15 protein-coding genes are annotated in these 13,558 nt (G+C 73.8%); 12 read left to right on the top strand and 3 right to left on the bottom strand.

The features are described 5' to 3' along the window. Positions 1-97 precede the first annotated feature (97 nt). The 3 genes from ACZ4U4_RS05970 to ACZ4U4_RS05960 all read left to right on the top strand — a co-directional run bounded on the left by ACZ4U4_RS05970 (position 98) and on the right by ACZ4U4_RS05960 (position 2,429). Positions 98-688 carry a hypothetical protein gene (locus ACZ4U4_RS05970; RefSeq protein ID WP_467869367.1) on the top strand — a complete coding sequence of 197 codons (591 nt, stop codon included), beginning with the start codon at positions 98-100 and terminating at the stop codon, positions 686-688. 248 nt (positions 689-936) lie between these two features. Further along, positions 937-1,188, top strand: a complete 252-nt coding sequence (locus ACZ4U4_RS05965; RefSeq protein ID WP_467869365.1) for a hypothetical protein — start codon at positions 937-939, stop codon at positions 1,186-1,188. A gap of 203 nt (positions 1,189-1,391) precedes the next feature. Beyond that, entirely contained in the window at positions 1,392-2,429 is a 1,038-nt protein-coding gene (locus ACZ4U4_RS05960) for a PP2C family protein-serine/threonine phosphatase (protein WP_467869787.1), read from the top strand. Positions 2,430-2,432: 3 nt separating this feature from the next. Here ACZ4U4_RS05960 and ACZ4U4_RS05955 read toward each other — a convergent pair whose 3' ends face one another. Together ACZ4U4_RS05955 and ACZ4U4_RS05950 are read right to left on the bottom strand one after the other, a co-directional pair. Beyond that, positions 2,433-3,590 carry a YihY/virulence factor BrkB family protein gene (locus ACZ4U4_RS05955; RefSeq protein ID WP_467869363.1) on the bottom strand — a complete coding sequence of 386 codons (1,158 nt, stop codon included), beginning with the start codon at positions 3,588-3,590 and terminating at the stop codon, positions 2,433-2,435. Between the two features lie 62 nt (positions 3,591-3,652). Then, positions 3,653-4,075, bottom strand: a complete 423-nt coding sequence (locus ACZ4U4_RS05950; protein ID WP_467869361.1) for a hypothetical protein — start codon at positions 4,073-4,075, stop codon at positions 3,653-3,655. Between the two features lie 340 nt (positions 4,076-4,415). Here ACZ4U4_RS05950 and ACZ4U4_RS05945 point away from each other — a divergent pair, with 340 nt between their 5' ends. After that, on the top strand, positions 4,416-5,693 hold the full coding sequence (locus tag ACZ4U4_RS05945) for a helix-turn-helix domain-containing protein (RefSeq protein ID WP_467869359.1): 1,278 nt from the start codon (positions 4,416-4,418) through the stop codon (positions 5,691-5,693). 121 nt (positions 5,694-5,814) lie between these two features. On the opposite strand, the gene ACZ4U4_RS05940 is transcribed toward ACZ4U4_RS05945, so the two are convergent. Further along, positions 5,815-6,711, bottom strand: coding sequence for a LysR family transcriptional regulator (locus tag ACZ4U4_RS05940; protein ID WP_467869357.1), 897 nt, complete (start codon positions 6,709-6,711; stop codon positions 5,815-5,817). A gap of 178 nt (positions 6,712-6,889) precedes the next feature. On the opposite strand from ACZ4U4_RS05940, the gene ACZ4U4_RS05935 reads away from it, so the two are divergent. The 8 genes from ACZ4U4_RS05935 (at position 6,890) to cysD (ending at position 13,557) form a co-directional block, all read left to right on the top strand. Then, entirely contained in the window at positions 6,890-7,279 is a 390-nt protein-coding gene (locus tag ACZ4U4_RS05935; protein WP_467869355.1) for a VOC family protein, read from the top strand. 301 nt (positions 7,280-7,580) lie between these two features. Beyond that, positions 7,581-8,264: a class F sortase gene (locus ACZ4U4_RS05930; RefSeq protein ID WP_467869353.1), complete on the top strand. Its 684-nt coding sequence runs from the start codon at positions 7,581-7,583 to the stop codon at positions 8,262-8,264. Positions 8,265-8,276: 12 nt separating this feature from the next. Then, positions 8,277-8,891, top strand: a complete 615-nt coding sequence (locus ACZ4U4_RS05925; protein WP_467869351.1) for a GNAT family N-acetyltransferase — start codon at positions 8,277-8,279, stop codon at positions 8,889-8,891. A gap of 473 nt (positions 8,892-9,364) precedes the next feature. After that, a complete protein-coding gene (locus ACZ4U4_RS05920; RefSeq protein WP_467869349.1) occupies positions 9,365-11,062 on the top strand; it encodes a nitrite/sulfite reductase in 1,698 nt (565 codons plus the stop codon). Continuing rightward, positions 11,059-11,265, top strand: a complete 207-nt coding sequence (locus tag ACZ4U4_RS05915) for a hypothetical protein (protein WP_467869347.1) — start codon at positions 11,059-11,061, stop codon at positions 11,263-11,265. The genes ACZ4U4_RS05920 and ACZ4U4_RS05915 overlap by 4 nt, the downstream gene beginning before the upstream one ends. After that, positions 11,262-11,954, top strand: coding sequence for a phosphoadenylyl-sulfate reductase (locus ACZ4U4_RS05910; RefSeq protein ID WP_467869345.1), 693 nt, complete (start codon positions 11,262-11,264; stop codon positions 11,952-11,954). The genes ACZ4U4_RS05915 and ACZ4U4_RS05910 overlap by 4 nt, the downstream gene beginning before the upstream one ends. A gap of 47 nt (positions 11,955-12,001) precedes the next feature. After that, a complete protein-coding gene (gene cysC / locus ACZ4U4_RS05905) occupies positions 12,002-12,535 on the top strand; it encodes an adenylyl-sulfate kinase (protein WP_467869343.1) in 534 nt (177 codons plus the stop codon). A 77-nt stretch (positions 12,536-12,612) separates the two neighbouring features. Further along, on the top strand, positions 12,613-13,557 hold the full coding sequence (gene cysD, locus ACZ4U4_RS05900; protein ID WP_467869341.1) for a sulfate adenylyltransferase subunit CysD: 945 nt from the start codon (positions 12,613-12,615) through the stop codon (positions 13,555-13,557). Position 13,558 lies beyond the last annotated feature (1 nt).

The raw sequence follows: 13,558 nt of genomic DNA, 5'->3' as shown, positions 1-13,558 counted from the left end.
TCCCCACACCCGACACCCCGAGGACCCACCGCACCGACGCCCCACGGCACCGGCCGCAACAGGCTCCACGAGTCCGAAGACCAGGAAAGAGATCTCCATGAAACTGCGCCGCGCCCTGTCCGTCCCGGCCGCGACGGCCGCCCTGTTCCCCCTGATGCTGGCCGCCGCGCCCGCCTCCCAGGCGGCTCCCGCCGAGAAGCTCCCGACCTGCGGCGAGGTCGGAAAGCCGTACGAAGAACTCTTCGCGACCCGCACGCACGGCATACCCCGGACGGTCGCCACCGGCGGTGACTGGGTGGCCTACACCGCCACCGTCACCAACATCTCGGCGAAGGTGCTGAAGCCGTTCGCACTCAGCGGCAGTGTGAGGAGTTACGTCTACAACGAGGGCGAGATCGACCTGAGCCCGTACGCCGACCTGCAGTACTGGGACACCGCGCACCATGCCTGGAAGACCCTGCGCACGGCCGACGGCGACGCCGCCGGTCCCATCCCCGGCCCGAAGGCGCTGAAGCCCCGCGAGTCGGTCCACATGCAGCTGCGGTTCCGGCTGCACAAGGACCTGCCCCTGGAGCAGAGGTACGACGCGCACACCGGCCTCACCGGCACCTTCACCGACCACTACAACAGCACCGACTGCACCATCAGCGGGGACGCCATCAGCACTTTCAACCCCGTCGAGGGCTGAGACCCACCGGGCGGGCCGCCGCCGTCAGGGCCCGACGGCGGCGGCCCCCGGGGTGGCCCGGCCGTCGTCCGGCAGCACGCCCCCGCTACGCACCGCCCACGCGCCCCTACCCGCAGGAGCGCCCCTCCGGCATTTACCCTCTCCGCCCCCACCGCGCCATAATGGACGGATAAGGCACAGGTTGCCTGGTATGCCACCGATGGGCCCCGCCGTTCGGACCGTGGGGCCACGGAAGGATGTGGGTGGACATGGACCGCGAGGCCGAGACCGTTCACGAGGCGTACTCGTTCGTCTGTCTGCACTGCGGGCACGGATGGGAAGAGCGCTACGAGATCCGGCACACCACCGACCTCTCCGGCCGGCGTCGCGCCGTGTACTACTCCGGAGGGGTCCGCGTCCCCTCCCCGCTGTCCCGGACCGAGTGCCCCGCGTGCAATCTCGGCCCCCTCCGCATCCTGCGTCCCGGGCGGGTGGAATCGGCCCGGATGTTCCTGCCCTGACCTGCGAAGGAGGGCGGGCGCGGCCGCTGCAATCCGGTAACGGCGGGCATTCGAGGTAATTCGCCCGCCGACCGGTGTTTATGCTCAGCTCCGGTGGGGTGGGCCGGGCCGGGCCGACGCCGCCCGTCCCAACCCTCGAACCGCCGGAGCACCCGTTGGCCGTGGACCACCCGAAGCAACCCCTGAGCGCCCGCGTGCTCGCCATGCTCCCCTACGGCGTGATGGCCGTGGTCACCACGGTCGACGTGACCGCCGGGCCCGGGGTCGGGTTCCTTCCCCTCATCTCGCTGGGGCCGGCCTTCGCCGGTCTGGTCGGCGGCTGGCGCCGTACCGCCGTGGTCGGCTCGGCCGCGTTCCTGCTCTGCCTGGGGCTGGGGCTGTACGACGGGCTGTTCGAGGGGCGCCGGGGGCTGCCCGCGCTGCTGTCGGTGGCCGGGGTGACGATCGCCGGTGTGGTGGCCGCGGTGATGCGCCAGCGGCGCGAGGCGGAGCTGGCGAACGTCCGCTCCATCGCGGAGGTCGCCCAGCGGGTCCTGCTGCGGCCGGTCCCGCGCGGCGCCGGACCGCTGCGGATCGCCGTCTCGTACACCTCGGCGGTGGCCGAGGCGCGGATCGGCGGCGATCTGTACGAGGTGGTGACCTCGCCCGGCGGCGTACGGATCATCGTCGGCGACGTCCAGGGCAAGGGGCTGGAGGCGGTGGAGAGCGCCGCGGTGGTGCTGGGCGCTTTCCGGGAGGCGGCGCACGACGAGACGGATCTGACCGCGGTCGGCGCACGGTTGGAGCGGGCACTCGGCCGTCATCTGGGCGGCGAACGGTTCGTGACGGCGGTGCTCGCGGAGATCGGCGACGGGCCGTCCGCGACGCTGCTGAACTTCGGCCACCCGGCGCCGCTGGTGGTGCGCGCCGGGGGCGGGGTGGACTTCGCCGCGCCGCCCGAGCGTGCGCTGCCGCTGGGGCTGGCGGCGTACGGCGGCGGGGAGGGTCCCAAACCGCACACGGTGCCGTTCGTCGCCGGGGACCAGCTGCTCTTCTACACCGACGGGGTCACCGAGGCGCGGGACGGCGGGGGCCGGTTCTATCCGCTCGACGCGCGCGCGAGGCTGCTGAAGGAGGACGACCCGGAGGAGGCGTTGCGGGCGGTCCGTGAGGATGTCGTCGCGCACGCCGAGGGGCCGCTCCACGACGATGCGGCGATGCTGCTGGTCCGCTACCGGGAGGCGCCCGGCCGGGACCGCTGACGGTCAGCGGCGGCGCGGGCGCCGGTGGTGACGGCGCGGCAGCCGGCCGCGGATCTCCTCGGGCGGCAGGAAGCGCGCCCACCGCTCCGGGTACTCGGCGGGCGGCAGCGGCTCGTCCGGATCGTCCGCCCCGTCATCGTCGTCATCGTCATCGTCCTCGTCATCGGCGTGGCCCTCGGCGGTGGCCCCCTGTGCCGCGGCCGCCTCCGCCGCCCGGCGTTCCTTCTCGGCGCGGGCCGCGGCCGTGGCCACCGAGGGCCAGACGCGGTCGATGGCGGCGTTCATCGCGGCGCCGACGAGGACCGCGAACGCCGAGACGCCGATCCACAGCAGCACCGCGACCGGCGCCGCCAGCGACCCGTAGATCGTCGGGCCCTCGACCGTCGCGGTGAGGTAGATCCGCAGCAGGAAGCTGCCCAGCACCCACATCGCGAGGGCCACCACCGCGCCCGGGATGTCCTCCGGCCAGGGCGAGCGGACCGGCACCGACACGTGGTAGAGCGTGGTGAGGAAGGCCACCGACAGCAGCAGGACGACCGGCCAGTACAGCGCCCGGATGACGTCCGCGCCCGCCGGGAGCCACTGCACCAGGGTGTCCGGGCCCACCACCATCAGCGGCAGCGCGACGACGCCGACGAGCAGCGCGACGAGGTAGAGCAGGAACGCCAGCAGCCGGGTGCGGACCATGCCGCGGCGGCCGTCCAGCCCGTACATGATCGTGATGGTGTCGACGAAGACGTTCACCGCGCGCGAGCCGGACCACAGGGCGAGGGCGAAGCCGAGGGAGATGACGTCCGGGCGGCGGCCGGTGAAGATGTCGTCGAGCAGCGGCCGGGCGATCTCGTTGACGCCCTGGTGGGAGAGGACGGCGGAGGAGGCGTGGAGGATCTGCTCGCGGACGCCGTCGATGGTGTCCCGGCCGATCCACGGCTCCATGTAGCCGAGCAGACCGATGAGGCCGAGGAGCAGCGGGGGCAGCGACAGCAGGCAGAAGAAGGCCGCCTCGGCGGCGAGTCCGGTGACCCGGTACGTCATGCAGCTGTGGACGACGTCCTTGAGGAGAAGCCAGCCGAGCCGCCGCTTGGAGACATTGCGGTACAGGACCCTGGCCCTGGTCAGACGGCCCTCGGGCCGCTCGGTCGGTTCGTTCTCCGGCTGCACCCGCCCACCGTATCCGGGCGGTGGACGCACGGCCGTGGAGCCCTGGCGGGTCCCGCCCGCTCTCAGGTCCGGACGCCGGGCGGCCCGCCGCGGCGTTCGCGCAGCGCCGCCTCGATGACCACGTACAACTCCTCGTCCGGGACGTCGGGCCGGAAGCCGACGAGCACGCCCCGGGCCTCGTAGTAGTGGATCGCGCGGTGGGCGGCGCCGACGCCGCCGGCCACCGTCCGCAGATGCACCATCAGATCGGCGCAGGCCAGCGCCGGGGGCGGGCCGCCCGCCGCGGTGAAGCGGGCGAGCAGGGCGGGCGTGGCGTCGACGACGTAACCGGCGGCCGGCGGGTGCGGCGCCGCCGGGATGTCGGCGGCGGCGCGGCGCGGGACGCGGTAGTGGGCGGCCAGCCGGTCGGCGCGCGCCGCGCGCAGCGGGCCGTCGGCGCCGAGCACCACGACGCACGGGGCCGCGGCGTGGCCGGCAACGTTCATGGCGATCTCCCTCCCGCACCGGCGGGTGTGGCCCCACCGCGCCGGCGTCCGGCGCGGCCCTTCCCGTTCCGCGGCCCTCGGGCGTGTCCGCAACGCCTCGCCGCGCGGAGTGGCGTGACGTTTCTGCAACGGTCCCGCACCCGCCGCGCCACGCCGTTCGGGGACGGTGTCCCACCGGCCGCCGGAAACACGTTCCCCGGGAACATCGGAGGTCACAATGGTTGCGCTCCGTTGCACCGGTCGGTGCAATGGGCTCTCCCGTTGCGGCCTGCTCCGCAGGTCGTCAGCCGTCCGGCGGCACCACGGCCCGGACGGGAGGACCGGCACCACGGAGAGTTGCGTGAGCGAGAGAACGACCGACGGCGACGCGGGCGCCCCCGACACCCGCGCCACCGCGCGCCGCCTCGCCGCGCTCCGGGAGGCGACGCTCTCCGGCGACGGCACCGAGGCGCCGCGGGCCGTCATCGACGCGTCCTGGCGCCGGGTCCGCGGCTGCGGGGTGGACCCCGACCGCGACCGGCGCGAACGTCCGCTGAACGTCGCCGAGTTGGAGCACCGCAAGGCCACCTCGCCGCTGTCCGCGGTGCTGCCGGTGCTGCACGAGGCGCTGCTGCCCGCCGCCAAGGCCGCGCAGCAGATCATGGTCGTCACCGACGCCGACGGGCTGGTCCTGTGGCTGGAGGGGAGCGCGCCGATCCGGCGGATGGCCGACCGGCACGGCTTCGACAAGGGCGCGGACTGGACGGAGCCGGTCGTCGGCACCAACGCCATCGGCACCGCGCTGGTGGCCCGGCGCCCCGTCCTGGTGCACAGCGCGGAGCACTTCGTCCGCTCGCACCACCAGTGGACGTGCGCCGCCGCACCGCTGCACGATCCGCGCGACGGGCGGCTGCTGGGCACCCTCGACGTCAGCGGGCCCGCGCACGGGTTCCATCCGGCGACGCTCGCGCTGGTGTCGGCCGTGGCGAAGCTGGCCGAGGGGGAGCTGCGGGAGCGTCACCACGCGTCGGTGGAGCGGCTGCGGTCCACGGCGGCGCCGGTGCTGGCACGGATCGGCGGGCGGGCGCTGGCCGTCGACCCGGACGGCTGGGTCGCGGGGGCGGTGGGGCTGGCGCCGCCGGACCGGGTGGCGCTGCCGAAGGCGCCGGAGCCGGGGCCGCTGTGGCTGCCGCGGCACGGCCGGTGCGCGCTGGAGCCGCTGCCGGGCGGCTGGCTGATCCGCATCGGCGGGGAGCGGGCGCCGCAGCCGCGCCGGGCGCTGCTCGACCTCGCCGAGCCCGGCCGCGCCGCGCTCACCGTCAGCGGTCCGGCGGGCAACTGGACGCACGAGCTGAGCCCCCGCCACGCCGAGCTGCTGTTCCTGCTGGCCACCCACCCCGCGGGGCGGACCGCCGCGGAGCTGGCCCGGGACCTCTTCGGCGACGGCGGCCGCACGGTCACCGTCCGCGCGGAGCTCTCCCGCCTCCGCCGCCACCTCGCCGGGCTGCTGGCCCACCGCCCGTACCGCTTCGCCGACGGCATCGTCCCGGAGCTGCGGCTGCCCACGGACCCGGGGCAGTTGCTGCCGCACTCGGTGGCTCCGGGGGTACGGGCGGCCCGGGGGGATCGGAACTCCTGACGAAACGGTCTCCGGGGTGATGGGGGCCGCTTCGGAGCTGATGGGGGCCGCTTCGGATCAGCGGTCCGAAGCGAGCCGTCCGAAGCGGTCCCACCGCCTCGAACCCTTCCGTCAAGCGCTTTCAGGGCCCGTCCGCCGGGGCGGGCGGTGGGCCGGCGCCCAGCAGCGTGAGGAAGGCGGAGGCGGCGGGCGAGGGCGGGAACCGGCCCCAGATCAGGCGCTCCACCCGTACGGGCCCACTCGTGACCGGTACGGTCCGCAGGCCGTGGAGTTCGGCGGCGAACATCGCGGGCAGCAGGGCGATGCCCAGCCCGTGACGGACCATGGGGGCCATGAGTTCGACCCCGGACACCTCGAAGGCGACCTCGCGCCGCAGCCCCAGCGCCGCGAACGCCCGGTCCGACTGGGCGCGGGCGGCGCTGCCGTCGGCGAAGTCCACGAACACCTCCTCGGCAAGGCGGCGGATGTCCACCTCGCCCCGTGTGGCCAGGGGATGGTCCGGGGCGACCACGGCGACGTGCTGCGTATGGGCGAGTTCCCGGTCGTGGACGCCCTGCGGCAGAAATCCGGGCTGTACGCCGAGGAGCGCCACGTCCAGCTGTCCGTCGCGCACCCGCTCGACGAGCTGCTCGCTGGAGCCGGCCCGCAGGCTGATCCGCACCCGCGGGTGGCGCAGGCGGTAGTCCCGCAGCACCGCCGGGAGATCCACCGACGCCACGGCGGGGATCGACCCCACGGTCAGCGTGCCCCGTATCTCGCCGGTGGCCGCCGCCACGTCCGCGCGGGCCCGTTCGGCCGCTTCCAGAGCCCGGCGGGCGGCTGGCAGGAACGCCTCGCCGGCCGCGGTCAGCCGCACCCGACGACTGGTCCGCTCGAACAGCCGGGCCCCCAGTTCCTTCTCCAACCGAGCCACCTGGTGGCTGAGCGCGGACTGGACGACATGGCATCGCTCGGCGGCGCGGGTGAAGCCCCCGGTCTCCGCCACCGCGATGACGTAACGCATCTGCTGGAGGTCCATCGACCCATGATCGAACACGATGGATACCGATGACCAGCATGTGTTGGACCGATGGATGCCTGCTCACCGATGCTGAAGGCGACGGCGGCCACAGCGGCCGGTCCGCGGCCCGGACCGGTGAGTGCGGGGCCGCCGTCCCCTACCGGCGCCCGGGCGCCCCGACCCAGTGGAGACAGCTGTGCGCGTGATCGCTTTCGACCATCTCGTCCTCAACGTCGCCGACATCGAGCGCTCGCTCGACTTCTACACCGGCCCGCTGGGGCTGGAGCCGGTGCGGGTGGCGGAGTGGCGGGCCGGCACGGCACCCTTCCCGTCCGTGCGGGTGAGCCCGACCACGATCATCGACCTCGTGGAGGCGTCCGACGAGCGGCCGCAGGGCTCCAACGTCGACCACATCTGCCTGGTGGTCGAACCGCTCGACTGGCAGCAGGTCATCGATTCCGGCGTCTTCACCGTGCTGGACGGCCCCGACGAACGCTACGGCGCCCGGGGCACCGCCGTCTCCGTCTACGTACAGGACCCGGACGGCAACACCGTGGAGCTGCGCTGGTACCCGCAGGACGCCTGAGTTCGCCATGGCGCCCCGTCAGGTGTCCCTCAGGAACCCTTCCTGTATCCCTCAGGAAGGGTTCCTGAGGGAGGCGCGAGGCCGGCGCCTGGCCTGGCGCCTGCTTCACGCACAGGAACCCTTCCTGAAGGAAACCCGCCCAGCCGAACCCCACGCGCAGGAACCCTCCCTGAAGAAAACCCCGCCGCCCCGGGGTGCCCCCTCCCCCGATCGCCCCTCCCCGATCGCCCGCCCCGCCTCGCGCGCCTACGGTGCCGGGAGCGGAGGCGCGCGACGCGGGGCGGGTGGTGGAGGGAGTGCGATGAGCCTGATGGCGGGGTGGCCGGAGCGGCGCCCGGAGCCGGCGGCCCGGCGGCAGCGGCCCTGGGGTGCGCTGGCGCTGCTCGCGCTGACGGGGATCTTCCTGATCCGTACGGGGCTGCCGGACCGGCCGGGCGGCCCGCCGCGGCCCGGCCCCACCCACGCCGCGCCCGCCGCCCCCGCTCCGGCCGCACCGCCGTTACCGCGGTCCGTCCCCGACCGGGTGGTGATCCCGGCGCTCCAGGTGTCCGCCCCGGTGATCGCCCGCGGGCTGGACGCGCACGGGGCGATCGAGGCGCCGCCCTCCGCCGACACCCGCGTCACCGGCTGGTACCGGGACGCCCCGACCCCCGGCGAACGCGGCACCGCCGTCCTCGTCGGGCACGTCGACAGCTACACCGGCCCCGCGGTCTTCTACGGTCTGGGCGGGCTGAAGCGGGGCGCCACCGTCGAGGTGCGCCGCCGCGACGGCCGCCGCGCGGTCTTCGCCGTCTACTCCGTGCGGACCTTCGCCAAGGACCGCTTCCCCGCCGAGCAGGTCTACGGTTCGACGGGCCGCCCCGAACTGCGGCTGCTGACCTGCGGCGGCAGCTACCACGCGGGCTCCGGGTACGCCGGCAACGTCGTCGTCTTCGCCCGGCTCGTCACCCCCCGGGGCGGGCATCCGGCGGCCGGGGCGCCGTGATTGGCTGCCGCCATGAGCAGCCGCACCGTCACCACCTGGTATCTCGAACAGACCGCGCCGGGCGATCTGGCGCCCGCCGCCGAGCCGCCCGCCGCGCAAGGCGTCCGTATCGTCCGGGCCGAGCGCCCGCTGCCGGAGTTCAGCCGGTTCCTCTACTCCGCCGTCGGCGGCGACATCCTGTGGATCGACCGGCTGGGGTGGCCGTACGCGCGGTGGGCGGAGTACCTGTCGCAGCCGGGCGTGGAGACCTGGGTGGCGTACGTGCACGGGACGCCGGCGGGCTTCATCGAGCTGGACGGGACGGTCGACGGTGTCACCGAGATCGCCTACTTCGGGCTGGTACCGGCGTTCCGGGGGCAGGGCGTCGGCGGCCATCTGCTGTCGTTCGGCACCGCGCGGGCGTGGGATCTGGGCGAGCGGTACGAGGGGCGGCCGCCGACGCGGCGGGTGTGGGTGCACACCTGCAGCAAGGACGGGCGCCATGCGCTGCGCAACTACGAGCGGCGGGGGTTCCGGCTGTACGACACCACGGTCGAGCAGGAGGCCGTGGCCGAGACGCCGGGGCCGTGGCCGGGCGCCGGGGACACCACGCTGCCCGCCTGGGAGGGCGCGCCCCGTCCGGTGTGACGGGCCGCCGCGTACCGGGGCGCGCCGCCGTCCGCGTGCCCCGGTACGGCGCCTCCGTAAGGCACGATGACCACGTGACCAAGACCACAGCATCTCGCGATCCGGGACTACGTTGTCCAAATTTCGGACAATGGTGGACTGTCGCGAGAACGGCGTGCCACGCTGCGGTCATGTCTCGAACAGGAATTGCGTTGGTGAGCCGACTCCACGTCGACCTCGGCCGCCTTTCCAGCGCGATCTGTCCGGCGCGCTGACGCTGCATCGGCCAGGGGCCATCGCCCCGGCAGCACCGCCGGCCCCACCGCACTTCCCCGCACCCGCCGTCCCCATCGTCGCGGACGCCCCGAGACCTTCTCCCCTCCCCCTTTCACGACGCGCCGCCGCGCGCCGCTCCACCGCGTGTCCGCGCAGGTCACCGCGGGTTTTCCCGTGCCCTCCCGCCTCCCTTGAGTCGCCCCGAAGGACGTACACCCATGGCCGCCACCCCGGAACGCCCCGCAGCTGCCACGACCCGCCGCAAGGCCGGACGCCACCGCGGCGAGGGTCAGTGGGCCGCCGGTCACTTCACCCCGCTCAACGGCAACGAGCAGTTCAAGAAGGACGACGACGGTCTCAATGTGCGGACACGCATTGAGACGATCTACGCCCGGCGCGGTTTCGACTCCATCGACCCCAACGACCTGCGCGGGCGGATGCGTTGGTGGGGCCTCTACACCCAGCGCCGCCCCGGGATCGACGGCGGCAAGACCGCGGTGCTGGAGCCGGAGGAGCTGGACGACGAGTTCTTCATGCTGCGGGTCCGCATCGACGGCGGACGGCTGACCACCGATCAGCTGCGGGTCATCGGCGAGGTCTCCCAGGAGTTCGCGCGCGGCACCGCCGACATCACCGACCGGCAGAACGTCCAGTTCCACTGGATCCGCATCGAGGACGTCCCGGAGATCTGGCGCCGCCTGGAGGGCGTGGGCCTGTCCACCACCGAGGCGTGCGGCGACACCCCGCGCGCCATCCTCGGCTCGCCGGTCGCCGGGATCGCCGAGGACGAGATCATCGACGGCACGCCGGTCATCGAGGAGATCCACCGCCGGATCGTCGGCAACCCCGCATTCTCCAACCTCCCCCGGAAGTTCAAGACCGCGGTCTCCGGCTCCCCGCTGCTGGACGTCGCCCACGAGATCAACGACATCTCGCTGGTCGGCGTCGTCCACCCGGAGCTGGGCCCCGGCTTCGACGTCTGGGTCGGCGGCGGGCTCTCCACCAACCCCAAGCTCGGCGTACGGCTCGGCGCCTGGGTCTCGGCGGAGGAGGCGGCCGAGGTCCACGAGGGCGTCCTCACGATCTTCCGCGACCACGGCTACCGCCGGCTGCGCACCCGCGCCCGGCTGAAGTTCCTCGTCGCCGACTGGGGCCCGGAGAAGTTCCGCCAGGTCCTGGAGGACGAGTACCTGGGCCGCAAGCTGCACGACGGTCCGGCCCCCGCCGAGCCCGCGCAGCGCTGGCGCGACCACGTCGGGGTGCACCGCCAGAAGGACGGCCGGTTCTACGTCGGCTTCGCCCCGCGCGTCGGCCGGGTGGACGGCACCACCCTCACCAAGATCGCCGAGGTGGCCGCGGCCCACGGCTCGGGCCGGGTACGCACCACCGCCGAACAGAAGATGCTCGTCCTCGACGTCACCGAAGACCGCGTCGACTCGCTGGTCGCCGCCCTGGAGGCGCTGGACCTGCGGGTGACGCCGTCACCGTTCCGCCGCGGGACGATGGCCTGCACCGGTATCGAGTTCTGCAAACTCGCCATCGTCGAGACCAAGGGCCGCGGCGCGTCCCTCATCGACGAACTGGAGCGCCGCCTGCCGGACTTCGACGAGCCGGTCACCATCAACCTCAACGGCTGCCCCAACGCCTGCGCCCGTATCCAGGTCGCGGACATCGGCCTCAAGGGCCAGCTGATGCTGGACGGCAACGGCGAGCAGGTCGAGGGCTACCAGGTGCACCTGGGCGGCGCGCTCGGTCTGGAGGCGGGCTTCGGCCGCAAGGTGCGCGGGCTGAAGGTCACCGCCGCCGAACTCCCCGACTACATCGAGCGGGTGCTCACCGCCTTCACCGAGCAGCGCACCGAGGGCGAGCGGTTCGCCCAGTGGGTGGGCCGTGCGGAAGAGGGTGCGCTGAAGTGAGCGAACGCGCCGCGCCGTTCCACTGCCCGTACTGCGGTGACGAGGACCTGCGCCCCTCCGAGACGCCCTCGGAGCGGGGCACCGGTGCCGCCTGGGAGTGCCGCGCCTGCAACCGCGCCTTCCGGCTGAAGTTCCTCGGCCTGCTCTCGCAGGGGCTCACCGCCCCGTCCCCGTCCGACGGCTCCGCCGGAGGTGCCCCGTGACCACCGCGTCCGAACTCCCGCAACTGGCCGAGCGCGCGGGCCGCGAACTGGAGGAGGCCGATCCGCTCGACATCCTCCGGTGGGCGGCCGAGACCTTCGGGCCGCGCTTCTGCGTCACCTCCTCGATGGAGGACGCGGTCGTCGCCCACCTCGCCTCGCGCGTCGCGCCCGGTGTGGACGTCGTCTTCCTCGACACCGGCTACCACTTCCCCGAGACCCTCGGCACCCGCGACGCCGTCGCCGCGGTGCTGGACGTCAACGTCCTCACCCTCACGCCCCGGCGGACGGTGGCCGAGCAGGACGCCGAGCACGGGCCGAAGCTGCACGACCGCGACCCGGACCTGTGCTGCGCGCTGCGGAAGGTCGAGCCGCTGGAAGAAGGGCTCGCCGGGTACGACGCCTGGGCCACCGGGCTGCGCCGCGACGAGTCGCCGACCCGCGCCCACACCCCCGTCGTCGGCTGGGACGCCCGCCGCGGCAAGGTGAAGGTCTCGCCGATCGCCCGCTGGACACAGGCGGACGTCGACGCGTACGTCGCCGAGCACGGCGTGCTCACCAACCCGCTGCTCCAGGACGGCTACGCCTCCGTCGGCTGCGCCCCGTGCACCCGCCGGGTCCTCGCCGGTGAGGACGCGCGGGCCGGGCGCTGGGCCGGCAGCAACAAGACCGAGTGCGGACTGCACGGATGACGAACCCACCAACCGCGCCCGCCGCAGCGGAAGTTGAGGAGATACCCATGACCGGCGCCACCGTGTGGCTGACGGGCCTGCCGAGCGCCGGCAAGACCACCATCGCCCGTGCCCTCGCCGACCGGCTGCGCACCGAGGGCCGCCGGGTCGAGGTCCTCGACGGCGACGAGATCCGCACCTTCCTCTCCGCCGGCCTCGGCTTCACCCGCGCCGACCGCGACACCAACGTCCAGCGGATCGGCTTCGTCGCCGAACTCCTCGCCCGCAACGGCGTCACCACGCTGGTACCGGTCATCGCCCCGTACGCCGGCTCCCGCGCGGCGGTCCGCGAACGCCACCGGGCCGAGGGCACCCCGTATCTGGAGGTGCACGTCGCCACCCCCGTCGAGGTCTGCTCCGAGCGGGACGTCAAGGGGCTCTACGCCAAGCAGGCGGCCGGTGAGATCTCCGGGCTGACCGGCGTCGACGACCCGTACGAGCAGCCCGAGGCGCCCGATCTGCGGATCGCCTCGCACACCCAGACCGTGCCGGAGTCCGCGGCCGCGCTGCACGCGCTGCTCACCGAACGGGGCCTGGTGTGAGCGCCCCCGAGCCCGCCGTGGCGCCGCCGCCCCGGGCCGGGACGCACGGCGAAGGACAGCCCGACGAAAGGGGCAGCATGACCACGACCACCACCGCTGCCGCCGGGAGCACCGGCGACACCGGCCCGTACGCGCTGTCGCACCTGGACGCCCTGGAGTCGGAGGCGGTCCACATCTTCCGCGAGGTGGCGGGCGAGTTCGAGCGGCCGGTGATCCTCTTCTCCGGCGGCAAGGACTCCATCGTCATGCTGCACCTGGCGCTGAAGGCGTTCGCCCCCGCGCCGGTGCCGTTCGCCCTGCTGCACGTGGACACCGGGCACAACTTCCCCGAGGTCATCGACTACCGCGACCGGGTGGTCGCCGAACACCGGCTGCGGCTGCACATCGCCGCCGTCCAGGACTACATCGACCGCGGTGAGCTGCGCGAACGCCCCGACGGACTGCGCAACCCGCTGCAGACCGTGCCACTGCTCGACGGCATCGCCCAGGGCCGCTTCGACGCGGTCTTCGGCGGTGGCCGGCGCGACGAGGAGAAGGCCCGCGCCAAGGAGCGGGTCTTCTCGCTGCGCGACGAGTTCGGCGGCTGGGACCCGCGCCGGCAGCGCCCCGAGCTGTGGCAGCTCTACAACGGCCGCCACTCCCCCGGCGAACATGTCCGCGTCTTCCCGCTGTCCAACTGGACCGAGCTGGACGTGTGGCAGTACATCGGCCGCGAGAAGATCGAACTGCCCGCCATCTACTACGCGCACGAGCGGGAGGTCTTCTCCCGCAACGGCATGTGGCTCTCGCCCGGCGGATGGGGCGGCCTCAAGGACGGCGAGTGCCTGGAGACGCGGACGGTGCGCTACCGCACCGTCGGCGACATGTCCTGCACCGGCGCCGTCGACTCCGACGCCGCCACCATCGAGGCGGTCATCGCCGAGATCGCCGCCTCCCGCCTCACCGAGCGGGGCGCGACGCGGGCCGACGACAAGATGTCCGAGGCCGCCATGGAGGACCGCAAGCGCGAGGGGTACTTCTAGC

This window comes from Streptomyces sp. NPDC029159 (assembly GCF_055564055.1).
This window is presented reverse-complemented; position numbering and strand designations above follow the sequence as displayed.